This window comes from Brevundimonas sp. NPDC046655, assembly GCF_044901625.1.
Classification (GTDB): Bacteria; Pseudomonadota; Alphaproteobacteria; order Caulobacterales; family Caulobacteraceae; genus Brevundimonas.
Genome location: NZ_JBJDPV010000001.1, coordinates 1,538,685 through 1,562,053, shown reverse-complemented (window position 1 = coordinate 1,562,053; position 23,369 = coordinate 1,538,685). Strand labels below are relative to the sequence as shown.

At 68.0% G+C, this 23,369-nt stretch carries 25 protein-coding genes and 1 pseudogene; 14 read left to right on the top strand and 12 right to left on the bottom strand.

The genetic code is table 11. From position 1 onward, the window contains the following. The 4 genes from ACI2KI_RS07705 to ACI2KI_RS07690 form a co-directional block, all read left to right on the top strand. On the top strand, positions 1-107 hold a 107-nt coding region (locus tag ACI2KI_RS07705; RefSeq protein ID WP_404618965.1), incomplete at its 5' end, for an aldehyde dehydrogenase family protein. Between the two features lie 5 nt (positions 108-112). Continuing rightward, positions 113-967, top strand: coding sequence for an SMP-30/gluconolactonase/LRE family protein (locus ACI2KI_RS07700; RefSeq protein WP_404618885.1), 855 nt, complete (start codon positions 113-115; stop codon positions 965-967). After that, entirely contained in the window at positions 964-1,821 is an 858-nt protein-coding gene (locus tag ACI2KI_RS07695) for an aldose 1-epimerase (protein WP_404618883.1), read from the top strand. The genes ACI2KI_RS07700 and ACI2KI_RS07695 overlap by 4 nt, the downstream gene beginning before the upstream one ends. 1 nt (position 1,822) lies before the next feature. Further along, the gene (locus ACI2KI_RS07690; protein ID WP_404618881.1) at positions 1,823-2,674 is read left to right on the top strand and encodes a rhamnogalacturonan acetylesterase; all 852 of its coding nucleotides are present in this window, start codon (positions 1,823-1,825) and stop codon (positions 2,672-2,674) included. A 6-nt stretch (positions 2,675-2,680) separates the two neighbouring features. On the opposite strand, the gene ACI2KI_RS07685 is transcribed toward ACI2KI_RS07690, so the two are convergent. After that, a complete protein-coding gene (locus ACI2KI_RS07685; protein WP_404618879.1) occupies positions 2,681-4,477 on the bottom strand; it encodes an IlvD/Edd family dehydratase in 1,797 nt (598 codons plus the stop codon). A 115-nt stretch (positions 4,478-4,592) separates the two neighbouring features. Between ACI2KI_RS07685 and ACI2KI_RS07680 the strand changes: the two genes are divergently transcribed. The 5 genes from ACI2KI_RS07680 to ACI2KI_RS07660 all read left to right on the top strand — a co-directional run bounded on the left by ACI2KI_RS07680 (position 4,593) and on the right by ACI2KI_RS07660 (position 9,986). After that, entirely contained in the window at positions 4,593-5,348 is a 756-nt protein-coding gene (locus ACI2KI_RS07680) for a FadR/GntR family transcriptional regulator (protein ID WP_404618877.1), read from the top strand. A gap of 109 nt (positions 5,349-5,457) precedes the next feature. After that, on the top strand, positions 5,458-7,146 hold the full coding sequence (locus tag ACI2KI_RS07675) for an alkaline phosphatase family protein (protein WP_404618875.1): 1,689 nt from the start codon (positions 5,458-5,460) through the stop codon (positions 7,144-7,146). Positions 7,147-7,295: 149 nt separating this feature from the next. Next, positions 7,296-8,750, top strand: a complete 1,455-nt coding sequence (gene pyk, locus ACI2KI_RS07670; RefSeq protein WP_292084476.1) for a pyruvate kinase — start codon at positions 7,296-7,298, stop codon at positions 8,748-8,750. Positions 8,751-8,759: 9 nt separating this feature from the next. Beyond that, complete coding sequence (locus ACI2KI_RS07665; protein ID WP_404618873.1) at positions 8,760-9,800, top strand: DNA adenine methylase; 1,041 nt, start codon at positions 8,760-8,762, stop codon at positions 9,798-9,800. A gap of 36 nt (positions 9,801-9,836) precedes the next feature. After that, complete coding sequence (locus ACI2KI_RS07660) at positions 9,837-9,986, top strand: hypothetical protein (protein ID WP_404618871.1); 150 nt, start codon at positions 9,837-9,839, stop codon at positions 9,984-9,986. Here the strand turns inward: ACI2KI_RS07660 and ACI2KI_RS07655 are convergent. From ACI2KI_RS07655 to ACI2KI_RS07605, 11 genes and pseudogenes are all read right to left on the bottom strand, one after another. Further along, the gene (locus ACI2KI_RS07655) at positions 9,983-10,633 is read right to left on the bottom strand and encodes a ribonuclease HII (protein ID WP_404618869.1); all 651 of its coding nucleotides are present in this window, start codon (positions 10,631-10,633) and stop codon (positions 9,983-9,985) included. The two genes, ACI2KI_RS07660 and ACI2KI_RS07655, sit on opposite strands and share 4 nt — an antisense overlap. 76 nt (positions 10,634-10,709) lie before the next feature. Beyond that, the gene (locus ACI2KI_RS07650; protein WP_404618867.1) at positions 10,710-11,261 is read right to left on the bottom strand and encodes a hypothetical protein; all 552 of its coding nucleotides are present in this window, start codon (positions 11,259-11,261) and stop codon (positions 10,710-10,712) included. A gap of 90 nt (positions 11,262-11,351) precedes the next feature. After that, entirely contained in the window at positions 11,352-11,969 is a 618-nt protein-coding gene (locus tag ACI2KI_RS07645; protein WP_404618865.1) for a DNA-3-methyladenine glycosylase I, read from the bottom strand. A gap of 86 nt (positions 11,970-12,055) precedes the next feature. After that, positions 12,056-12,178 (bottom strand): TraB/GumN family protein, encoded by a 123-nt coding sequence (locus ACI2KI_RS07640; RefSeq protein WP_404618963.1) that lies wholly within the window; start codon positions 12,176-12,178, stop codon positions 12,056-12,058. 97 nt (positions 12,179-12,275) lie between these two features. Next, a pseudogene (locus ACI2KI_RS07635) lies at positions 12,276-12,995 on the bottom strand (TraB/GumN family protein); the annotation flags it as partial. Positions 12,996-13,094: 99 nt separating this feature from the next. Beyond that, positions 13,095-13,241, bottom strand: coding sequence for a hypothetical protein (locus tag ACI2KI_RS07630; RefSeq protein WP_404618863.1), 147 nt, complete (start codon positions 13,239-13,241; stop codon positions 13,095-13,097). 24 nt (positions 13,242-13,265) lie between these two features. Continuing rightward, positions 13,266-13,430 carry a hypothetical protein gene (locus tag ACI2KI_RS07625; protein ID WP_292084467.1) on the bottom strand — a complete coding sequence of 55 codons (165 nt, stop codon included), beginning with the start codon at positions 13,428-13,430 and terminating at the stop codon, positions 13,266-13,268. A gap of 63 nt (positions 13,431-13,493) precedes the next feature. After that, complete coding sequence (locus tag ACI2KI_RS07620) at positions 13,494-13,694, bottom strand: helix-turn-helix transcriptional regulator (protein WP_312063384.1); 201 nt, start codon at positions 13,692-13,694, stop codon at positions 13,494-13,496. Then, positions 13,691-14,143, bottom strand: coding sequence for a hypothetical protein (locus ACI2KI_RS07615; protein ID WP_404618861.1), 453 nt, complete (start codon positions 14,141-14,143; stop codon positions 13,691-13,693). Before ACI2KI_RS07615 ends, ACI2KI_RS07620 begins: the two co-directional genes overlap by 4 nt. A 102-nt stretch (positions 14,144-14,245) precedes the next feature. After that, positions 14,246-15,037, bottom strand: coding sequence for a YgfZ/GcvT domain-containing protein (locus ACI2KI_RS07610; RefSeq protein WP_404618859.1), 792 nt, complete (start codon positions 15,035-15,037; stop codon positions 14,246-14,248). 217 nt (positions 15,038-15,254) lie between these two features. Continuing rightward, positions 15,255-15,800 (bottom strand): hypothetical protein, encoded by a 546-nt coding sequence (locus tag ACI2KI_RS07605; protein ID WP_404618857.1) that lies wholly within the window; start codon positions 15,798-15,800, stop codon positions 15,255-15,257. Positions 15,801-15,939: 139 nt separating this feature from the next. Here ACI2KI_RS07605 and pelA point away from each other — a divergent pair, with 139 nt between their 5' ends. From pelA to ppdK, 5 genes are all read left to right on the top strand, one after another. Continuing rightward, complete coding sequence (pelA, locus tag ACI2KI_RS07600) at positions 15,940-17,247, top strand: pectate lyase (RefSeq protein WP_404618855.1); 1,308 nt, start codon at positions 15,940-15,942, stop codon at positions 17,245-17,247. A 91-nt stretch (positions 17,248-17,338) separates the two neighbouring features. Next, positions 17,339-18,295, top strand: coding sequence for a glycosyltransferase family 9 protein (locus ACI2KI_RS07595; protein ID WP_404618853.1), 957 nt, complete (start codon positions 17,339-17,341; stop codon positions 18,293-18,295). 64 nt (positions 18,296-18,359) lie between these two features. After that, complete coding sequence (locus ACI2KI_RS07590) at positions 18,360-19,697, top strand: dihydroorotase (RefSeq protein WP_404618851.1); 1,338 nt, start codon at positions 18,360-18,362, stop codon at positions 19,695-19,697. Continuing rightward, positions 19,694-20,428, top strand: a complete 735-nt coding sequence (locus ACI2KI_RS07585; RefSeq protein ID WP_404618849.1) for a prephenate dehydrogenase/arogenate dehydrogenase family protein — start codon at positions 19,694-19,696, stop codon at positions 20,426-20,428. Before ACI2KI_RS07590 ends, ACI2KI_RS07585 begins: the two co-directional genes overlap by 4 nt. 150 nt (positions 20,429-20,578) lie before the next feature. Beyond that, positions 20,579-23,269 carry a pyruvate, phosphate dikinase gene (gene ppdK / locus ACI2KI_RS07580; protein ID WP_404618847.1) on the top strand — a complete coding sequence of 897 codons (2,691 nt, stop codon included), beginning with the start codon at positions 20,579-20,581 and terminating at the stop codon, positions 23,267-23,269. Positions 23,270-23,369 lie beyond the last annotated feature (100 nt).

Here is a 23,369-nt window from a genome sequence, read left to right as displayed (position 1 = left end):
ACGTGCCCTTCGGCGGCACGAAGAAGTCCTCCTACGGCCCCCGCGAACAGGGCTTCGCCGCCGTCGAATTCTACACCCAGATCAAGACCAGCTACTCGGCGGGCTGAAGGACATGACCACGCCGACCCTCGTCTGGGACGTCCAGGCCGAACTGGGCGAGGGGCCGGCATGGGACGCGACACGCGCCTGTCTATGGTTCGTCGACATCAAGGGACGGCGGCTGCATCGCTATACCCCGACGACAGGCGGCAAGGCGTCCTGGGATGCCCCAGAGCAGATCGGCTTTGCGCTTCCCGCCGAGGACGGGTCGCTGATCTGCGGCGTCCGCGGCGGTCTCTATCGCTTCGACGTGGAGATGGGCGACTTCTCCCTGTTCCAGCCGGTCGAGACGGATCGCCCGCAGAACCGGCTCAACGACGGCTATGTCGCGCCTGACGGCGCCCTGTGGTTCGGGTCGATGGACGACAGCGAACAGGGTCGGACCGGCGCCCTTTATCGCTGGTTCCGGGGCGAGTTGACCCGCCACGACGACGGCTACGGCGTCACCAACGGGCCCTGCCTCAGTCCTGACGGCGCGACCCTCTATCACCATGACACGCTGGAGAAGACGGTCCTGGCCTTCGATCACGCAGGCGGCGTGCTGTCGAACCGGAGGGTTTTCGCCGTGACCGAGGACGGCTATTGCGACGGGCCGAGCATGGATGCGGATGGCGTGCTGCACGTAGGCCTGTTCAACGGCTGGGGCGTGGCGAGGTTTGCGCCGGACGGCCGTCGTCTGGACTCCATCCGCTTTCCGGTCCAGACGGTGACCAAGGCGGCTTTTGGCGGGGCGGACGGGCGCGACCTCTATTGCACCACGGCCTGGCTGGGGAACGCCGACAAGCGTGCGGCGCAGCCGACCTTGGGCGGGCTCTATCATCTGCGGGTCGTGACGCCGGGCCTGCCGCAGCATCGGATCGCCCTGTGAAGATCGAACGCGGCGACTGGGCCTTGAGCCTGCGGCCCGACCTGGGGGCCTCGATCACATCGCTGACCTGGCGCGGGCGCGAGGTGCTGCGCCCGGCGCCGGACGATATCGACAGTCCGCTGGCGGCCTCGAGCTTCCCTCTGGCGCCTTACGCCAACCGCGTCGACAGCGGAGTCTTCGCGTTTGAGGGAAGGGCGGTGCGCCTGCCCGCCACGCCGGGGTTCGCCCCCCACGCCCTGCACGGCGTGGGGTGGCGCGCGCCTTGGAACGTGCTGCGCGTTCATGGCGGGACGGTTGATCTGGTCCTGGCCGCCGAGGCCGGGCCGGAATGGCCCTGGGCCTGGACGGCCTCGCACCGGCTGACCTTGAGCGAGGAGGGGCTGGAGATGAGCCTGACAATCGCCAACGAGGACGCCGCCCCCATGCCCGCTGGTCTGGGTCTGCATCCCTATTTCGCTGTCGAGCCCGCGACACGGCTGCAACTGTCGGCGCCCAAGGTCTGGCTGACCGATGCGCGTGAAATCCCGGAGCGGCTGGCGGCGGCTGGCGAACTGATCGACTGGAGCGAGGCTGCCGCCGTAGTAGAAGCGCCCTTCGTCGATCACGCCTATGCCGACTGGAACGGGCGGGCGGCGCTGCTGCACGACGGCTGGCGGGTCGATGTGACCGCTTCGCCGAACGCCCGCTGGGCCCAGGTCTATGCGCCGCGCGGCGAGGCTTTCGTCTGCGTCGAGCCCGTGACCCATCGCCCCGACGCCCACAACGCCCCGGCGGGCGAGGACAGCGGCCTGACCGTGTTGGCCCCCGGCGGCCTGCTGACCCTGATCGCCCGCATCACCGCCTCGGAGACCTGAGATGATCGCCGCCCTGACCGCAGCCTTGAGTCTCGCCGCCGTTCAGACGCCTGCGGCCGAAGCGCCGCCCGTTCAGCCGATCCGCGCGTCCAAGATCATCCTGGTGGGCGATTCCACCACGGCCGTGGTCGGCGGCTGGGGGCCGAGCTTCTGCGCCTATCACGTCACCTCGTTCGCGGCCTGTGTGAACCTGGCGCGCGGCGGGCGCAGTTCGGGCAGCTATATCGCGGAAGGATCATGGGACCTGGCCCTGTCCGAGATGGCGACACCGGGCTTTGCCTCCACTTACGTCCTGATCCAGTTCGGCCACAACGACCAACCGGGCAAGCCGGGCCGCTCGACCGATCTGGCGACCGAGTTCCCCGCCAACCTGAAACGCTATGTCGCCGAGACGCGGGCGCGCGGCGCCACGCCGATCCTGCTGACGCCCCTGGTCCGCCGCCAGTTCGTCGATGGGCGCTTGCAGAACGATCTGGAACCTTGGGCCGAGGCGGTGCGGGCCGTGGCGGCTGAGACCAACACGCCTCTGGTCGATCTCAACCGCGCCAGCGCCGAGACGGTGCAGGCGCTGGGTCCGGCGATGTCGGCCCGCTTCGCCCAAGCCGCGCCGTCGCCCGAGGTGGCGGCGGCCCTGCTGACCGGCACGACCATCGCGTCCAGCACCGGGGTCCTCGCCGCGCCGGGCGCGCCCGCAGCCGCTCAGAACAATGCGGCGGTTGAGCCTCTGGGGCAGGCGCGCATCGCGTTCGACTACACCCACGTCGGACGCGAGGGCGCGGACTTCTTCGCCGCTCTTGTGACCCGCGACCTGATCGCGGCGGCGCCCTCGATGCGACGACTGTTGATCCCTTGACCAGCCTCAGTGGTTGTCGCGGGGCAGGCCCAGGGTGTCGACGATGCGGTGATATTTGACGGCGGGCTCCAGCACGGCGCCCGTCTCAAGCTCGCCGATCATGGCGCGCTGGAACTCCTGCCAGGGCGTCTGTGACGCCGGATACTGATAGCCGCCGACTGCTTCAAAGGCGGCGCGGCGCTCGGCCATCTCGGTCTCGTCGATCAGGACGTCCACGCGGCGGGTCTTGAGGTCGATCCGCATCCGGTCGCCGGTCTGCAGCAGGGCGATGTTGCCGCCGGTCGCTGCCTCGGGCGAGGCGTTCAGGATCGAGGGCGAGCCCGATGTGCCGGACTGGCGCCCGTCGCCGATGCAGGGCAGGGCGTGGACCCCCTGTTTGATCAGATAGGCGGGCGGCCGCATGTTGACGACCTCGGCCGCGCCGGGGTGGCCGACCGGACCCGCGCCGCGCATCACCAGGATGCTGTCAGGCGTGATGCCTTCCGCCGGATCGTCGATGCGGCGGTGATAATCCTCAGGACCGTCGAAGACGACGACGCTGCCGGTGAAGGCGTCAGGGCTGGCCGGATCGGACAGGTAGCGGTCGCGGAACTCGGCGCTGATGACGCTGGTCTTCATGATGGCGCTGTCGAAGACATTGCCCGACAGGACCAGGAAGCCCGCGTCCTGCACCAGGGCCGTGTCGAAGTCGCGGATGACGTCGGGCAGGACCACTGCGGCGCCCCGGCAGTTGTCGCCGATGGACTGTCCGTTGACGGTCAGGGCGTTCTCGTGGATCTGGCCGCGCCGCATCAGTTCGGCCACCACGGCGGGCACGCCGCCCGCCTGATGGAAGTCCTCGCCCAGATAGTGTCCGGCGGGCTGCAGGTTCACCAGAAGCGGCGTCTTGTGACCGACCTCTTCCCACGTCTGCAGGGGCAGGTCGACGCCCGCGTGGCGCGCCAGGGCCGTCAGGTGGATGGGGGCATTGGTCGAGCCGCCTATGGCCGAGTTAACGACGATGGCGTTCTCGAACGCCTCGCGGGTCAGGATATCCGACGGCTTCAGGTCCTCATGGACCATGTCGACGATGCGCTTGCCGGTCAGGTATGCGACCTGGGGCCGCTCGCGATAGGGGGCCGGGATGGCCGCCGAGCCGGGCAGGGACATGCCCAGGGCCTCGGCCAGCGAGTTCATCGTCGTCGCCGTGCCCATGGTGTTGCAATAGCCGACCGAGGGCGCCGAGGTGGCGACCAGATCGATGAATTCCTCGTACCCGATCTCGCCCGCCGCCATCATCTCGCGGGCCTTCCAGATAATGGTGCCCGAACCGACGCGCTCGCCCCTGTGCCAGCCGTTCAGCATGGGGCCGACCGACAGGGCGATGGCGGGAATGTCCACGGTCGCCGCCGCCATCAGACAGGCCGGGGTGGTCTTGTCGCAGCCGATGGTCAGGACCACCCCGTCGATCGGATAGCCGTACAGAAGCTCGACCAGACCCATGTAGGCCAGGTTGCGGTCCAGCCCGGCGGTCGGGCGCTTGCCCGTTTCCTGAATCGGATGGACCGGGAATTCCAGGGCGATGCCGCCCGCCTCGCGGATACCCTCGCGCACGCGCTTGGCCAGTTCGAGGTGATGGCGGTTGCAGGGGCTGAGGTCCGAACCCGTCTGGGCGATGCCGATGATCGGTTTGCCCGAGCGCAGTTCCTCCAGCGTCAGCCCGTAGTTCAGATACCGCTCCAGATAGAGGGCCGTCATGTCGGGGTTGGACGGATTGTCGAACCAGGCGCGGCTGCGAAGCGGCTTGGGCGAGGTCTGGGTCATGGGGCGTGGGGAGGCTGTGCGTCGCCGACGGTGGCGACCTTAATGTGAATATCATAATACTAATGATTGACCAGCGCCTTTGCGCCGAACCGACCAGACCGCTAGAGGATCAGATATGGATATGTCCTCGCCCGCTTCTTCGACCGCTGCGCCCCGTGCGAGCGGCCACGTGGTCTCCGCCCACGACCAGATCGTGCGCGCCCTGGCGCAGGAAATCCTCACGGGCGCCCTGGCGCCGGGCGACAAGCTGCCGCTGGAGGCAGATCTGCTGGAGCGGTTCGGCGTGTCGCGCACGGCCCTACGCGAGGCGCTCAAGACGCTGTCAGCTAAAGGGTTTTTGAACGTGAAGACCCGCGTCGGCACGCGGGTCAGCGACAGCGTCCACTGGAACTTTTTCGACAAGGAGGTTCTGACCTGGCGGGTGGCCATCGGCATGGACGCCCGGTTCCGACAGCACCTGGCCGAAGTCAGGCGCAGCCTGGAGCCCACGGCCGCGTCCCTCGCCGCGCGCCACCGCACGGAAGCGGACCTCGCCGCCATGCACACAGCCCTCGACTGGATGCGCCGCGAGGACGCCTCCGCCCATGAGTTCGCCCGCGCCGACCTGGCCCTGCACCTGGCCATCGGCGCCGCGTCGCAGAATCCGATGATCCGCTCGGTGGCGGGGGTGATCGAGACGGCCCTGCTGGAAGCCTTCACGCTCAGCCCGCCGACCCAGGCGCCCGCTCTGCATCATGAAACCGTCGAGGCTCACGCCCGGATCGTCGAGCGCATCGCTGCGGGAGACGAGGCTGGCGCCGCCCAGGCCATGTTGGCCGTCATCGACACCGGCTATCAGAGGGTCGAGGCGGAGCAATCGCCCGGCCGCTAGGAAATGCGGCGGCGGGCCGACCTGCGCCCAACCAATCCGGACCGTTGTCTTGGCGCCGTTGCGCTGGGGGGGTAGTCACCCTGCATTCTCAGTGTTTCCGGTGTTCAAGATGACCTTCAGCCGTGTTCTGGCTCCGACCCTGGCGCTCGCCCTTCTGGCGGGAGCGGCTCTTCCGGCCATGGCTCAGCAGGCGGCTCAGCCCGCAGCGGCGACGGCAGCCGCCGAGCGCGCGGCCCCGGCCCTGGTGGTGACTCTCGTGATCGATCAGTTGAGCGCCAACCTGTTCAACCAGTATCGCAGCCAGTTCACCGGGGGTCTGAAGACCCTGGCCGATCAGGGCATGGTCTCGATCAACGGCTATCAGACCCACGGCGTCACCGTGACCTGCGCCGGCCACTCGACCGTCCTGACGGGCGTTCATCCGACGCATAGCGGCATCCCGGCCAACGACTGGATCGACACCACGACGGGCGAGGAGACCTATTGCCTGGCCGCCCCGCAGAACACGTTGGCGCACGGCAAGAACACCGACAACGGCCCGGTCGGCCCGGATCAGCTGAAGGCCTCGACCCTGGGCGACTGGCTGAAGACGGTCAGCCCCAACAGCCGCGTCTTCGGCATTTCGGGCAAGGATCGCGGGGCCATCAATCTGGCGGGACACAAGGCCGACGGCGCCTTCTGGCTGACCGCCGACTTCGGCTTCACCACCTATGTCGAGCCGGGCCAGTCGGCCGAGACGAAGCTGGCGCCCGTCGCGGCCATCAACGCGCGGATGATCGACCGCTTCTCTCGTGAGGCGCCGGTGTGGAACTACACCAACGACGCCTGCCGCCGTCTGGAAGGCCAGTGGGTCATCGGCGGCCAGACCTTCAACTCGACCCTGCCGCCGGCGGATGATGCGCTCGACGGCTCGCCCATGCTGGATGAGCTGACGCTGGAGGGCGCCGCCGTCCTGCTGGACGAGCAGCAACTGGGGCGTCGCGGCGTCACCGACATGCTGGGCGTCAGCCTGTCGGCCACCGACCGGATCGGCCACGGATACGGCACGCAAGGGCCGGAGATGTGCGAGCAGATGCTGCGCCTCGATGCGGCCCTGGGCGTCTTCCTCGACAAGCTGGCGACCGTGCCGGGCGGGGTGGTCGTAGTGCTGACCGCCGACCATGGCGGTTCGGATTTCCCCGAGCGGTCCTCGGTCGAGGGCTATCCGGCGGCGGGCCGCGTGGACCGCGCCCTGATGCCACGCGTCAATGATGCGCTGAAGGCCCGGTTCAAGCTGGACGCCAATCCGCTGGTCTCCTCGGCGGGCGGTTTGATCGTCGTCGACAAGGACAAGAAGTCGCTGGCCGAGCCGCTGCGCAGCCATGTCCTGGCCGCCGCGGTCGAACTGCTGAACGCCGAGCCCCAGGTCGCCCTGGCCGTGTCGCGCGACGAGCTGTTGGCCGAGCCGCTGCCCGTCTCTGACAACCCCGAGGAACTGAGCCTGCGTCAGCGTCTGCGCCTGTCGGCGGTGGCCGGGCGTTCGCCCGACATCATGCGCGCCTACCAGCCGGGCCTGACCGGGGCGGGACGTGTCGGCGGCGCCATCTCCAGCCATGGCTCGCCCTGGGACTATGACCGCCGCGTGCCGATCATCTTCTGGTGGCCGGGCGCAAATGGTCAGGAGCGCTTCCTGCCGATGCGCACCATCGACATCGCCCCGACCCTGGCCCACCTGATCGGCGTCAAGCCGACAGACGAGGTGGACGGCCGCTGCATGGACCTGCCGCAGTTCGCCGCGGGGCGTTGCGAGGCCAAATAGGCCTCACGGCCGTAACGTCGTGTTTCAGCCTCATAAACTCGTGTTTCCGGCCGGGGGCGTGGCCTTACGCCCCCGGCTTTTCATTGGCACAAGGGATCAAGGCCTCTGAGGGGAGGTCATGGCCGTCAGAGCCGCCTTGAGGAAACATTATGAACAGAGCCCGCCGCGCGCGCATCGTCGCGACCCTTGGACCCGCGAGCCGCGCGCCCGCGACCGTCAAGGCGCTGGCCCAGGCCGGGGTGGACGTCTTCCGCCTGAACTTCAGCCACGGCTCACATGAAGATCACGCGGCGGCCTTGAAGGCCGTGCGCGGCGCCGAGATGGCGCTGCGGCGCCCGCTGGGGGTTCTGGCCGACCTGCAGGGGCCCAAGCTGCGGCTGGGCCGCTTCGCCGACGTCGAGATCGCCATCAAGCCGGGCCACAGGATGCGGTTCGACCTGAACCCGGCGCTCGGCGACGAGACGCGGGTGCAGATGCCGCACCCGGAAATCTTCAAGGCCCTGCGCACCGGCATGCTGCTGCTGATCGACGACGGGCGCATCCGCCTGCGAGTCGGCGAGCGCACCGACGAATGGGCCGATGTGACGGTCGAGAGCGGCTCCAAGCTGTCGGACCGCAAGGGCGTGGCCGTGCCGGAGGCCGTCATTCCCGTCTCCGCTCTGACGCCCAAGGACCGCGAGGATCTGGCCTTTGCCCTTCGCCTCGGCGTCGACTGGGTGGCCCTCAGCTTCGTGCAGAAGGCCGAGGACATGGCCGAGCTGAAGCGCATCGTGAACGGTCAGGCCGCCTGTCTGGCCAAGATCGAAAAGCCCCAGGCCCTGAACGATCTGGAGAGCATCCTCGACTACTGCGACGGCGTCATGGTCGCGCGCGGCGACCTGGGCGTCGAGATGGACCCCGAAGAAGTGCCGGTGGCCCAGAAGAAGATCCTGCGCGCCGCCCGTCAGCGCGGCGTGCCCGCCATCGTCGCCACCCAGATGCTGGAATCCATGACCAGTTCGCCCGCCCCGACCCGGGCCGAGGCCTCGGACGTGGCCAACGCGGTCTATGAGGGCGCAGACGCCCTGATGCTGTCGGCGGAAACGGCCTCGGGCGACTATCCGCTGGAATCGGTCGCTATCATGAACCGCATCATGGAGCGGGTGGAGCGCGATCCCCTGTGGCCTGGCCTGATGGACGCCGAGCACGCGGGCATGGACATCCACGACGTCGACGCCCTGGTGGCGGCGGCGAGGAAGGCCGCCGAAGCCGCCTCGACCGCCTGCATGGTGGTGTTCACGACGCTGGGCGGTACGGCGCGGCGGATGTCGCGCGAGCGGCCCCTGCAACCTGTGCTGGCCCTGACGCCCAAGCCCGAGACGGCGCGCCGTCTGGCCCTGGTCTGGGGGCTGGAGCCGCGTCTGGGCGACCAGCCGTCCTCGCTGGAAGGCCTGACCGACGACGCGGTCGAGGCGGCCATGACCTATGGCCTGGCCGAGGCCGGTCAGCGCATCCTGATCCTGGCCGGAACGCCTTTCGGCGCGCCGGGGGCCGCGAATCTGTTGCGTCTGGCCCATGCTCCGGCCCATGTTCCGCAAGGGGCGAAGCGCGCCCGGAAGACCTGACGGGACGGAATGATCAAGTACATCGGCTCAAAGCGCGCGCTTCTGGGCCATGTCACGGGTGCGGTGCGCGCCGCCCTGCCGGACGGCGGGACGGTCTGCGACCTGTTTTCCGGCTCGGCCCGCGTCGGCCACGCCCTGAAGGGGCAGGGGTTCCGCGTCTGGTCCAATGATCACAACGCCTATGCCCACACCCTGGCCACGGCCTATGTCCAGGCCGACCGCGAGCGTTGGGCCGACAGGGCCGAGGCCGTCCTGGCCGAACTGCGGACAGTGACGCCCGAGGCCGGCTGGTTCACCAAGGCCTTCTGCGAGGACGCCCGCTTCTTCCACCCCGACAACGGCGCCCGCATCGACGCCATGCGCACCCGCATCGAGGCCATGGGGCTGGAGCCGGAACTGAAGGCCGTGGTTCTGGTCGCCCTGATGGAGGCGGCGGACCGGGTGGATTCCACCGCCGGCCTGCAGATGGCCTATATGAAGCGCTGGGCGCCGCGCGCGTTGAAACCGCTGGAACTGCGGCTGCCGGATCTGCTGCCGGGCGTGGCCGCCGGGCCGTGCAGGGCCACCCAGGGCGACGCGGTCGAGATCGCCGATCAGGTCGAGGCCGATCTCGTCTATCTGGACCCGCCCTATAATCAGCACTCCTATCTGGCCAACTACCACTGCTGGGAAAGCCTGGTGCTGTGGGACAAGCCGGAGACCTATGGCGTGGCCAACAAGCGGGTGGACGTGAAGACCCGCAAGAGCCCGTTCAACAGCCGTCCCGGCATCGGCCCGGCCCTGCAATCCGTGGTCGAACGGCTGAAAACGCCCAACCTGATCGTCAGCTTCAATGACGAAGGCTATCTGAGCCGCGATGACCTGGTCGCCATGCTGTCGGCGCGCGGCCATGTGCAGGTGGTCGAAATCCCGCGCCCCCGCTACGTCGGCGCCCGCATCGGCATCCATAACCTGAAAGGCGAGAAGGTCGGCGCGGTCGGGCGTCTGCGCAATGTCGAGCACCTGTTCGTCGTGACGCAAAAGCCACTGAGCCTGCCGGTCGCCGCCTGACGGGAACCAAGGCGCGGCGTCCCGGTTACAGGCAGCATGAGTGCCTCGACCGACCGTTCGTCCGCCACGTCTTCCGAGCCCCGCCGTCGGTCGTCCAGCGGATTGCCCAACTGGCTGTTCTTCGTTCTGGTCGCGGCGGTGGTCGTGATCCTGGGCCTGCTGGTCGCGGGCGCGACGGTCGGCTAGGCGGCGTCCAGCAGGGCCTTGATCGGCGCCCAGCTTCGACGATGTGCGGGGCAGGGGCCGAGGGTCTGCAGAGCCGCATGGTGGATGGGGGCGTTATAGCCCTTGTGGCTGGCGAAGCCGTAGCCGGGATAGGTCGCATCCATTTCGATCATCAACCGATCCCGCGCCGTCTTGGCCAGGATGGAGGCCGCCGCGATGGACAAGGAGCGGCTGTCGCCCTTGACCACGGGCGTCACCGCGCAGGGCAGCTTGAAGCGGTAGTTGCCGTCCACCAGGGCGTGCACCGGCGGATGGGCCAGGGCCTCGACCGCGCGGCGCATGGCCAAGCCGGTGGCGTGCAGGATGTTCAGTTCGTCGATCTCCTCCACCGTGGCGAAGCCGACGCCCCAGGCCAGGGCGCGGGTCTTGATCTCGGGCTCCAGCAAGGCGCGGCGCTTTTCCGTCAGGGCCTTGGAGTCGTCGATGCCGGGCGGCAGGTCGTCGGGGTTCAGGATCACCGCCGCCGCCGACACCGGCCCGGCCCAGGGACCGCGACCCGCTTCGTCCACGCCGCAGACATGACCGTTCCACGTCGCGCGCGCCTCCAGCTCCAGCATCAGGGTGGGGAAGGGGCGGTCGATCTTGGGGGCGGCTTTAGGCGGCTTCATCGCGCGTCAGTGCCACGAACGGGCGCGGGGCGGAAGGCGGTGGTGCTGAATGTCAGTTAAGGGTGGGAAGTTGACATCACCCAGGTCCGTCCTCCCCCGTCCCGAAATAGAGAAGGTTAGGAGCGCATGTCTCCAAGAGAGCTAACAGCGTTCTCATGCGATCCAGTGTCAATTTGCTTGGGTCTCTTGGATGGATCAAAACTGCGTCATTGCCCGTCACCGAAAGCAGGTCGCCTCGTTCGGCGTTGCACGCGATTTCGACGCGGGCAGCAAAATCGCTCACACTCTCTTTTCCCGGATCGAACTCACGAAAAGCCGATAGGCCCTGCGTCTTGAGCCATTCGTGTTGCTGATTGAGTGCCTGATCTCGCAGCGCGACCAATCTGGGCAACTTTGAAAGTATGTCTTGAAAGGCTTTTTCTAGGTCTTCCGATGCGAAGACAAAGCGACTTGGCCACGACAGATATAAATCGGCGAGGTCTATCAATGCCGCATTTGGGATTTTGGATGCTGAAAAGGTGAGGACGTCCTCTTGGCAGTCTGCATCCCATTCTACCTTTACTTCGACCGGTTTGATGCCGCATGAAATCAACGCATCTGCTAGGTCGCCTGTGGGGTGAGCGCCCATGGTCTCAAATCCCTCCCCTGCGCTGACGCAACTCTAAGACGGCGCTCTGAGAGTCCGCAACGGAAGCGGACAAACGCGAGACGCCCACAATCAGACCATGATGACCGCGCCAGACCCGTCCGCCTCGCCCACCTCTCCATGACGGAAACACGTCGTCTGGTGGTCGTTGACCATGCCGACGGCCTGCATGAAGGCGTAGGTGATGACCGGGCCGCAGAATTTGAAGCCACGGGCCTTCAGGGCCTTGGCCATGGCGAGGCTCTCGGGGGTCTGGGTCGGGGCCTCGCGGAAATGGCTCCACTGGTTCACCAGCGGCTGGCCGTCGACGAATGACCAGAGCCAGGCCGAGAAGTCCTCGCCCTTGTCCCTCATGTCGAGCCAGATGCGGGCGCCGTTGATGGCGGTCTCGATCTTGGCACGTGAGCGTATGATGCGCGGATCGGCCAGCAGGCGCTCGCGGTCGGCGTCGTCGTAGCGGGCGATGATCTCGGGATCGAAGTTGTCGAAAGCTTCGCGCATCCCCTCGCGCTTTCTCAGGATGGTGATCCAGGCCAGTCCGGCCTGAAACCCGTCCAGCACCAGCTTCTCCCACAGGGCGCGGGGATCGTACTCGGGCACGCCCCATTCGGTGTCGTGATAGGCGATGTAGAGCGGGTCGGTCGTCCCGCACCAGCCGCAGCGGCCTTCGGCCTTTTCGGATTCGGTCATTCATCGATGTTGCTGGAATGTTCTGGCGAGGCAAGCGAAAAGGCCCGGCGTTTCCACCGGGCCTCTCGCGTAGTCGAAGCCGGAACCTACAGCCGTTCGACGGTGAACCCGCGCGCCCTCAGCATGTCGATGAGGCTGTCCTGATCGGCCAGGTGGGCGACGCCGACGGCGACGAAGGCGCTGCCGGAGCCCCTCATCAGGGTCTCGATCTGGTCGGTCCAGTCGGCGTTGCGGACGATCAGGGCGGCGCGGTGGACGTCTTCGTGGATGTCGCGGGGTGTCGATGCGGTTCAGGCGGCCGACCTCGGCGGCGTCGCCCTTGAGCCAGGCGGCGACGGTCTGATCCAGCTTGGGCACGATCTGGCCGCCGTTGCGGACAAAGTTGTTCAGATAGGCGATCTGGGCCTCCTCGCTCATGCCGGCGATCAGGCGCAGCTGACGGTCGGCGGTCTCGAAGCCGTGGATGGTTTTGCCCTCGGCGCGAGCGCGGTCCATCAGGGTCTTGTCGACCCCCAGGTCGGGGCGATAGCCGGCCTGCATAGGGGCGGTTCCTGCAACGATGAAGGCGGCCAGCCAGGGGCGATAGGCGTCCAGGGCCGCGCCGCTGGCGCCCACGCCCTGGGCGGCCTTGTCGAAGGCCGCGAAGTCCTCGGCCGACAGGATCGACGACAGGGGGCGGTCGGGAGTGACGCCGTGCTGCTGGGCCACCCTGGCGGCGACGGTCGGGTCGTCCTGATCAGCCACCTCGACCCAGAACTGGTCGGCGCCGGCGAAGGCCGCGTCCACCTTGTCCGACCCCCAGGCCGTGCCGGGGCGCAGATAGTGGATGGTCCCGAACAGATAGACGGTGGAGTCGGCGTCCCTGACCACCCACAGCGGCGGACCGGCGCCCTCGGCGCGGGGGATCGGGACGGCGGCTTGCTCAGCGTGAGCGGCGCCGGGGAAGGCGGCCAGCACGGCGCTGGCGGCCAGGGCGGCGCAGGTGCCGAAGGCCAGGCGCGAGACGTGGTTGGCCGTACGGCCCATGCGGTTGGCGAGGGTCATTGGATCGTCCTTGGATTGTCGGGGTGTGGGGAAAGGGCGCCGATCGGGTCGGCGAAAGCGTCGGCCCGGAGGGCCGGAAGGTCAGTGCGTGGTCGAGACAACGGCCGCGGGTTGGGCCTGGCCGAAGGTGGGGACGGCCTCGATGGCCGTGGCGATCAGGAAGGCGCCGCAGAGGCCGAGGGCGAAGCCCGAGAAGCGTTCGACGATGGCGGAGTAGAGATTGAACATGGGTCTGATCCTGAAAATGAGGGCTTAGCGGGCGGCGATGGCGGCGGCGGGGGCGTCGAACCAGGCGGCGGCCTGGCCAGGGCTGGGGATCAGCATCACGGCGATGCAGATCAGCAGGGCTCCGCAGACGCCCAGGGCGAAATCGGAGACGTGTTTGGCCGCTTGGCCCATGCGGTTGGCGCAGGTCATTGGTTAGTCCTTTTTAATGTCGGTGTGTTTTTGAAGGGTGGCGGGCGCGGGGCCTCGCCGGGATCACTGAACGAAGATGGCTTCGATCGGTCGGCCGAAGAGGCGGGAGATGCGGAAGGCCAGAGGCAGGGAGGGGTCGTAGCGGCCCTTTTCCAGCGCCTGGACGGTTTGACGGGAGACGCCGAGCTGTTCGGCCAGGTCGGCCTGCGTCCAGTTGCGCTCGGCGCGGAAGACCTTGAGGCGGTTGACGAAATCGCTGGTCATCGGCGGGCCATCCACCAGCCGCACCAGGCGAGGCCGTAGCCGACGGCCTGTGCGGCGAAGACGCCGAGGACGCCAGCGGCGACCAGGGCCGCGTCCGAGCGCTGCACGAAGGCCGGCAGCAGGTTCACGTCCATCAACGTGGCGGCCACGACGCCGGCGCCGCCGACGACCAGACCCAGATTGCCGCCCCACCACCAGGCCCACTTGTGGGCTTCCTTGGCGGCTTCATCGAGGGCGCGCCACCAGTAGAGGCTGTGGATGGCGGAGAAGACAGCGACGGCGGCGGCCAGCAGGACCACGCCCATTTGCGGGGCGCTGCCCAGTTGGGCGGGCCAGAAGGGCGTGGCGACGGTCAGGCCGGAGGACACGACCACCAGAGCGCACAGGCCCACGGTCAGGTCGTTCATCTTCTTGTTGTTTGCGGCGGCGTTCTTGGTGGCGATGTTCATGACAAGCTCCCCTGTCGTTGTGACAAGTGAACTTTACCAGTGTCGCTTTTTGCGTCAAGCGACTTTTACATCATGACAAGCAGATTTTCCGTTCTTCCGAAATTAGCCTTGAAAATCAGGGATCCAGCCGGGCTTTTCGACGCGCACGGGACGGCCGTCGACGCTCAGATGGCCGTCCAGACGGTCCAGACGCATCAGGGCGATGGCGCGGCCCTCGGCGCCGGTCATGACCTCGCCGGCCCGAAGTTCACCATTCAGGACCTCGGCGCCGCGCTCGGGGGCCGGTCCGTCGAAGGCGATGGCCATCATGCGGTTCTTGATCGTGCCGCGCCGCTTCATCCGTGAGGTCGTCTCCTGACCGATGAAGCAGCCCTTGTGGAAGTCGATGCCGTTCAGCAGGTCGAAGTCGGCCTCGATCGGATAGGTCTTGTCCAGCAGCGTGTCCGCCGTGGGATCGGGCACGCCGAGGGCCAGCCGGTGCGCCTGCCAGTCGGCATCGGTGGCGTCGGTCTCGCACTGATCGCCCCAGCGGCGACCGCCGAGGTCGGGCAGGCGGGGGTCGGGGACGAAGCCCTCGGGCGTCTCGCCCCAGGCCACGAAGACCGCGTCGGGGATAGGCATGACCTCGACGTTGGAGCGCAGTTTGTACATCGACAGTCGCTGGACCAGGGCATCGCGCCGCTCGGCGGCGACGTCCAGCACCACGCCGTTTTCCTCGCCCCAGATGAAGAGGTCGAACAGCAACCGGCCGGGCGGCGACAGAAGCGCGCCGAAGCGCAACGCGCCGGGCTCCAGCGTCTCCACGTCCTGCGTCAGCAGGTTGTGCAGGAAGGGGCGGCCGTCAGGGCCGGTGACGCGGATCAGGGCGCGGCTGTCGAGGCGAGCGATGGGCATGCGGCCAAGATAGGGAGGGGAGGCGGGAAACGACAGCCCTTCTGAGCCCTTCTCCCCTTGAGGGAGAAGGTGGGCGCCGCAGGCGCTCGGATGAGGGTTGTGAGTGCTGACGTTCAAGAGGGGAGGCAGTGGGATGAGGACGGAATTCCAACCGCGCCGCCGACACCCCTCATCCGTCTCGCTGCGCGAGCCACCTTCTCCCACAAGGGGAGAAGGGTCAGGTCACCGCGTATCGCGCCGTGACGCCGTCGGGCTGGAAGTCATGCTCGGCCAGCCTGTCCAGCGAGGCGAGGACGCGGGCGACGAAGTCCTGAGGATCGCCCTCTTCGATGGCGGGGCGCAGCCAGTCGGTGACGACGGCGCGGGCCGGATAGGTCCCGACCGGGCCGGGGACGCTGAGCGCCACCTCGACCCCCTCGGCGATCCAGCCGGCGACCGCAGCGAAGAAGTCCAGGCTCGCCAGAAACTCGGAGCGACGCACGACATAGAGGGTGATCTCGCCGCGCTCGACGCCGTCGGGGCGGATGATGACGCCGCTGCGGTCGGGCCGCCAGTCGTCGGACAGTTCGACCGCCCGCCACAGGCAGAACCAGACGCGGCAGGTCTGGGGCCGGATTTCATGGACCGAGCAGCCCGCCCCATCGACGCAATAGCCGCACAGCTCGCCCGTCGGCTTGGCCAGTTCGGGCAGGTTCAACGGGATCACGCGGCAGCACTCGACGCAGCCGCCGCAGGACCGGTCGGGAAGAAGGGGCAGGCTCATGGCCCCGCCTTAGCGCATCAGCAGCTGAAAGCGCAGCCCTCGCCGACGACGAGGTCTTGCGTTCGTATCATTATGTAGAATAACTTTTGACATAATGAGAACGGCGCTCAAGCCGAAACGCAGTCGGGAAACGCATCCAGTGAGACACGTCTTCGCCATTTCGTTCGTAGCCCTCGCCGCCATGGCGGGCCTCAGCCTTCATACCGGCGCCGCTCAGGCCGAGGTCATTCGCGCCAATACGCCCGCCGTCGGTCTGACGATCGACCGGATCGGCGCCCTGCCGGACGCCGAGCGCGGCGCCTGGGCGGACTATCTGGCGCGGTCGCAGGCCCAGCACCTGGCCGATCGCGCCGCCCTGGCCGCCGAACTGCCGTCTGGCGCGACACCCCCGCCGCCGCCCCTGGCCATTCGCGGCAACAGCTCGCACATGCCGCTGGATCGTCCGGCTCGTTGGTATGGCTCGGCCGAGGCCCGCGCCGTGGCTGACGCCGTGGTCAGTTTCCAGACCCCCGCCGGCGGCTGGAGCAAGAACCAGGACCGCAGCCTCAAGCGCTTGCCCGGCCAGCGTTTCTCCAACGACGCCGAGACCATGGAGCAGAACCCCGCCAACTTCGACGCTCCGGCGGACCGTTTCTGGACCTTTGTCGGCACGCTCGACAACAACGCCACCTGGACCGAGATGCGCTACCTGGCCAAGGTCGCGGCCCAGGCGCCGGGGCGTGAAGGCGACGCCTGGCGCGCCAGCGTCATCAAGGGCGTGCACTATCTGCTGAACGCCCAATACCCGAACGGCGGCTGGCCGCAGATCTGGCCGCTGGAAGGCGGTTTCCACGATTCCATCACCTTCAACGACAACGCCGTGGCCGAGGCCGCCATGGTGCTGCGCGACGTGGCCAACGGCACGGAAGGCTTCGGCTTCGTGCCGCCGGAACTGGAAGCCCGCGCCGCCGAAGCGGTGAAGAAGGCCATCGACGTCACCCTGGCCGCCCAGGTGCGCAAGGGCGATCAGCTCTTGGGCTGGCCGCAGCAGGTCGAACCCATGCGCCTGGTCCCCACCAGCGCTCGCAACTATGAACCGCGCTCGATCGCCAGCGGCGAGACAACGGACATTCTCGAGTTCCTGATGGGCGAGCCCAACCCGTCGCCCGAGGTCAAGGCGGCGATCCGTGGCGGCGTGGCCTGGCTGGAATCCGTGCGCGTTTACGACAAGTCGTTCGAGATGACCGACGACGGCCGCAAGCTGATCGACAAGCCGGGCGCCGGCCCGATCTGGTCGCGCAACTACGACCTGGTCACCGGCCGTCCGATCTTCGGCGACAAGGACCAGACCATCCACGACGACGTCAACGGCATCTCCATCGGCCGTCGCAACGGCTATTCGTGGTGGCTGGCCGCGCCGCAGCGGGCGCTGGATCGCTTTGCGACCTGGTCGGCGGCGAATCCCTAGAACTTGAGCCAAATGAGCCGCCATTCCAAACTGGATGGCGGCTCCTGTCGCATCTACTGAATTCCGTAGAGAATCCCTCTAGAGTCGCCCCATGCACGGGCGTTTCCCGATCCTCTATATCGCCGAGGCGGACGCAGAAGACGCGGTCCTCTCGTCGGGGGCGCTCGCCCATCTGGTCGAGGCCATTCCGCACGCCACCTTCACCGTCGTCGGATCGCCGGCCAGCGCGCCGCTGTTCGCCGACCTGCCGCGGCTGGAGCGGCTGATCGTTCTGGATCGCGACGGGCGCTGGGACTGGATCGCCCTGTGGAACCAGGTGCGCGAGACCAACTGGGGCCTGGTGGTCGACATGCGCGGCTCGACCCTGTCGGGCAAGCTGCGGCGCCAGAAGCGGGCGGTGAAGGGCAAGGTCCTGCCCGACGTCCATCTGGTCGAGCAGGCGGCGCGGGTGCTGCAACTGGACGAAATTCCGGAGCCCAAGCTGTTCGTCGGGCGCGATGCGCAGGAAGCCGCCGACGCCTTTATCCCGCCGGGCGACGGGCCGATCCTGGCCATCGGGCCGGGCGTGGACTGGATCGGCAAGCGCTGGCCCGCCGACCGTTACGCCAAGGTGGCCCTGTCCCTGCTGGGCGCGGACGGGCCTCTGGCCGGCGGGCGGCTGATGATCGTCGGCGAGGAGGCGGACCGCGACGCGGCCCATTCCATCCGCTTCGCCGTCAAGCGTGAGCGAGTGATCGAGCTGCAAGGCCGGCTGACGCGATTGCAGACGGTCGCCGCCCTGTCGCGGGCTGACTTTTATATCGGCGGCGACTCGCTGTGGACCCAACTGGCGGTCGCGGCGGGCGTGCCGGCGGTGGGGGTGTTCGGCCCCTCTGACGAGACCCTGCGCCGACCCTGGACCGGGGTGGCGGTGCGCGGCCCGCGCAGCCTGCAGGAGTTCATCGACCTGGACCCGCGCCTGAACCAGCACATCCAGCACATGATGGACCTGCCCTATGAGCGGGTGCTGAAGGCGTCGAAGAAGCTGCTGGCGCAACTGGCCAGCTGAGCCTTCGGGGGTTCCCCCTGAGGCCTCAGGCGCGCATAAGCGCTCGACCTCAGGAGATGCGCCCATGACCCAGACCTATGACCTGATCGTGCGGGGCGGCGAAGTCGCCAACCACGCCGGACGCGGCATGGCCGACGTCGGCGTCATCGACGGACGCATCGCCTTCATCGGCGACCTGAGCCAGGCTTCGGCGGGCGAGGTGTTCGACGCCACGGGCCTGACGGTCCTGCCCGGCGTCATCGACACCCAGGTCCACTTCCGCGAGCCGGGTCTGGAATGGAAGGAAGACCTCGAGACGGGCAGCCGCGCGGCGGCCCTGGGCGGCGTCGTCGCCGTGTTCGAGATGCCGAATACCAATCCCAACACCACTGATCCCGAGACCATGGCCGACAAGCTGGTGCGGGCCAACAACCGGATGTGGACCGATCACGCCTTCTACGTCGGCGGCACGCATGAGAACGCCGAGCATCTGGCCGATCTGGAGCGCCTGCCGGGCTGCTGCGGGGTCAAGGTCTTCATGGGCGCCTCGACCGGCGACCTGCTGATCGCCGACGACGAGGGGGTGCGCAAGGTGCTGTCGAACGTGCGCCGCCGCGCCACCTTCCACTCCGAGGACGAATACCGACTGGTCGAGCGCCGCAGCCTGGCCCGCACCGGCGACTGGACCAGCCACCCCGAGGTCCGCGACGCCGAAAGCGCCATCATGTCCACCCGCCGTCTGGTCGGGCTGGCCAAGGAGACCGGCGCCCGCATCCACGTCCTGCACGTCACGACCAGGGACGAGATGGAGTTCCTGCGCTTCCACAAGGATGTCGCCACCGTCGAGATCACGCCGCAGCACCTGACCCTGGTGGCGCCCGAGGCCTATGAGCGCCTGGGCGCCTACGCCCAGATGAACCCGCCGATCCGGTCGCAGGAGCATGTCGACGCCCTGTGGCTGTGGGGCATGCAGCAGGGGGTGGCCGACGTGCTGGGCTCGGACCACGCGCCGCACACCAGGGAAGAGAAGTCCAAGCCCTATCCGGCCTCGCCGTCGGGGATGCCGGGGGTGCAGACCCTGGTGCCGCTGATGCTGACGCACGTCGCCAACGGTCGCCTGTCGCTGGAGCGTTTTATCGACCTGACCTCGGGCGGGGCGCAGCGGGTGTTCGGCACCGCCAACAAGGGGCGGATGGCGGTCAGCTATGACGCCGACCTGACCATCGTCGACCTGAAGGCAAAAAGAACAATTAGACACGACCAGCAGGCCACGCGCTGCGGCTGGACCCCCTTCGACGGTTTCGAGACGACCGGCTGGCCGGTGGCCACCATCGTGCGCGGCCGGGTGGTGATGAAGGACGGCGAACTGATCGGTCAGGCCCACGGCCAGCCGGTAAGGTTCCAGGAAACCCTGGCGGGGTGAGCAGCGCCCGGCCTCAGCTTGGACTGATCGGCTTCGGCGCCTTCGGGCGGCTGACGGCCAGGCATCTGTCTGCGTGGTTCGACATCCTCGCCCATGATCCGGCGGTCAGCGACGGCGAGGGGTTGGCGCGGCTGACGACGCTGGAAGAGGCGGCCGCCTGTCCGACGGTGGTGCTGGCCGTGCCGGTCGGGGTTCTGTCCGAGACGGTCTCGGCTGTCGCGCCGCACGTGACGCCCGGCGCCCTGATCCTCGACGTCGGATCGGTGAAGGTGAAGCCCGCCAAGGTGATGCTGGACGGTCTGCCGCAAGGCGTTCAGGTCGTCGGCACCCACCCCCTGTTCGGACCCCAGAGCGGCAAGGACGGCATCGCCGGCCTGCGCATCGCCGTCTGTCCGGTGCGCGGCGACAAGGCCGCATGGCGCGTCGCCGCCTTCTGCCGCCGGGCGCTGGGGCTCAAGGTCTTCGTCGTCACGCCCGAGGATCACGATCGCGAGGCGGCGACGGTGCAGGGCCTGACCCACCTGATCGCCAAGGTCCTGCTGGCCATGGAGCCGCTGCCGACGCGGATGACCACGACCAGCTTCGAGCGGGTCATGCAGGGCGTGGACATGGTCCGCCATGACAGCGCGGCGGTGTTCCGCGCGATCGAACACGACAACCCCTTCGCCGCCGAGGTCCGCCGTCGCTTCTTCGACCTGGCCGAACAGGCGCGCGCTGAGCTGGACGGCTGATCGGGGAGGGGGCGAACAGGTGTTTCCGATACATCCTCTCACGGATTGTTACGCGCCCGGCCTCGCCTTCGCAGGTGCAGCGCGCTAGTGAAGTCCCCCGTAAGCGGGACTCACCAGATCCCGCGACGACCACGGCTCAGGGACTGCAAGATGACCAAGTGGGTGTACGGCTTCGGCGGGGGATCCGCTGACGGCGATGCGTCGATGAAGAACCTTCTCGGCGGCAAGGGCGCGAACCTCGCGGAAATGTCGTCGCTGGGCCTTCCGGTGCCGCCCGGCTTTACGATCACGACGGAAGCCTGCGTCCACTATTATTCCAACGGCCAGTCCTATCCCGCTGAGCTGGCTGATCAGGTCGCCGCCGGTCTGAAGACCGTCGAGGGCATCGTCGGCAAGACCTTCGGCGACGCGTCCAACCCCTTGCTGGTCTCGGTGCGCTCGGGCGCACGGGCCTCGATGCCGGGCATGATGGACACGGTGCTGAACCTGGGCCTGAACGACCAGACGGTCGAGGGCCTGGCCAGTCTGTCCGGCGACCGCCGTTTCGCCTTCGACAGCTATCGTCGTTTCATCACCATGTATTCCAATGTGGTGCTGGGCATCGGCCACGATCAGTTCGAGGAGGTGCTGGACGACCACAAGGATCGTCTGGGCGTCTCGGTCGACACCGAGCTGACCGCCGAGAACTGGGAAAAGGTCGTTGCCGACTACAAGGTCCTGGTCGAGCGCGAGCTGGGCCAGCCCTTCCCGCAGGACCCGCATGACCAGTTGTGGGGCGCCGTCTCGGCCGTCTTCGCCAGCTGGATGAACGACCGCGCGAAATTCTATCGCCGCATGCACGACATCCCCGAAAGCTGGGGCACCGCCGTCAACATCCAGTCCATGGTGTTCGGCAACATGGGCGAGACGAGCGCCACGGGCGTCGCCTTCACGCGCAACCCCTCGACCGGCGAAGCGCGCCTGTACGGCGAGTTCCTGATCAACGCCCAGGGCGAGGACGTGGTCGCGGGCATCCGCACGCCGCAGTCCCTGACCCAGGCGGGCCGCGAGGAGATGGGCGAGACCGCTCCCTCGATGGAAGAGGCCATGCCGGTCGTCTTCGGCCAGTTCGTCGACGTAGTGAACCGGCTGGAAAGCCACTATCGCGACATGCAGGACATCGAGTTCACGGTCGAGCAGGGCCGTCTGTGGATGCTGCAGACCCGCAACGGCAAGCGCACGGCCAAGTCGGCGCTGAAGATCGCCGTTGATCTGGCCTCCGAAGGCGTGATCTCGCAGGAAGAGGCCGTATCGCGGGTCGAGCCCGCCGCTCTGGACCAGCTGCTGCACCCGACCCTGGACCCCAATGCCGCCCGCACCGTCGTCGCGGCGGGCCTGCCGGCCTCGCCCGGCGCGGCCACCGGCAAGATCGTCTTTGACGCCGACGAGGCCGAGCGCCTGTCGCAGGTCGGCGACGCCGTCATCCTGGTGCGCGAGGAGACCTCGCCCGAAGACATCCACGGCATGCACGCGGCGCGCGGCATCGTTACAGCGCGCGGGGGCATGACCAGCCACGCGGCGGTCGTGGCGCGCGGCATGGGTCGGCCTTGCGTCTCCGGCGCCGGTGAAATCTCGATCAATGAGAAGGCCGGGACCTTCACCGCGCGCGGCCGCACCTTCAAGGCGGGCGAGGTCATCACCATCGACGGCGGCAAGGGCGAGGTTCTGGACGGCGCCGTGCCCATGATCGAGCCGGAGCTGACGGGCGACTTCCAGACCCTGATGGCCTGGGCCGACGGTGTGCGCCGCCTGAAGGTCCGCGCCAACGCCGAGACCCCGCTGGACGCCAAGACCGCGCGCGGCTTCGGCGCCGAGGGCATCGGCCTGTCGCGCACCGAGCACATGTTCTTCGACGAGGCCCGCATCGCCGCCGTGCGCGAGATGATCTTGGCTGATGACGAGCAAGGCCGCCGCGTGGCCTTGTCCAAGATCGCGCCCTTCCAGAAGGCCGACTTCGCCGAGCTGTTCACCATCATGAGCGGCCTGCCGGTGACGGTGCGCCTGCTGGACCCCCCGCTGCACGAGTTCATTCCGCACACCGACGCCGACATCGACGCCCTGGCCGCCGGTTCGGGTCTGGACGCCGCCAAGCTGAAGCGTCGCGCGCGTGAACTGCACGAGACCAACCCCATGCTCGGCCATCGCGGCTGCCGCCTGGGAGTCGCCTATCCCGAGATCTACGAGATGCAGGTCCGCGCCATCCTGGAGGCGGCGCTGGAGGTCAAGAAGGCGTCGGGCGTCGCCCCGATCCCCGAGATCATGCACCCGCTGGTCGCCCTGGGTCTGGAGATGAAGTTCCTGCGTGAACTGACCGACCGCACCGCCAAGGATGTCTTCGCCGATGCGGGCGACAGCGTCGAATACCTGGTCGGCACCATGATCGAACTGCCGCGCGCCGCCCTGCGCGCCGCCGATCTGGCCGAGCACGCCGAGTTCTTCAGCTTCGGCACCAACGACCTGACCCAGACGACCTTCGGCATCAGCCGCGACGACTCGGGTCACTTCCTGCAGGCCTATCTGGACAAGGGCATCTTCGAGACCGATCCCTTCGTGCGCCTCGATCAGGACGGTGTGGGCGACCTGATCCGCATCGCCGCCGAGCGCGGTCGCGGCGCCCGGCCGGGCATCAAGATGGGCATTTGCGGCGAACACGGCGGCGATCCGTCCTCCATCGCCTTCTGCGAGAGCGTGGGCCTCGACTACGTCTCCTGCTCGCCCTACCGCGTGCCGATCGCCCGTCTGGCGGCGGCCCAGGCCGCGCTGGCGGCCCGTTCCGGCGAGGAGCGCGAAAAGGACCGCTAGAGCCTGCTTCAGGCTTGAGCGTGCAAAGGCGGCCCCTCGGGGCCGCCTTTTTCGTGCCGGAATAAGGTCGTGGTCGGCATAACGCTGTGTGTGTCAAGTT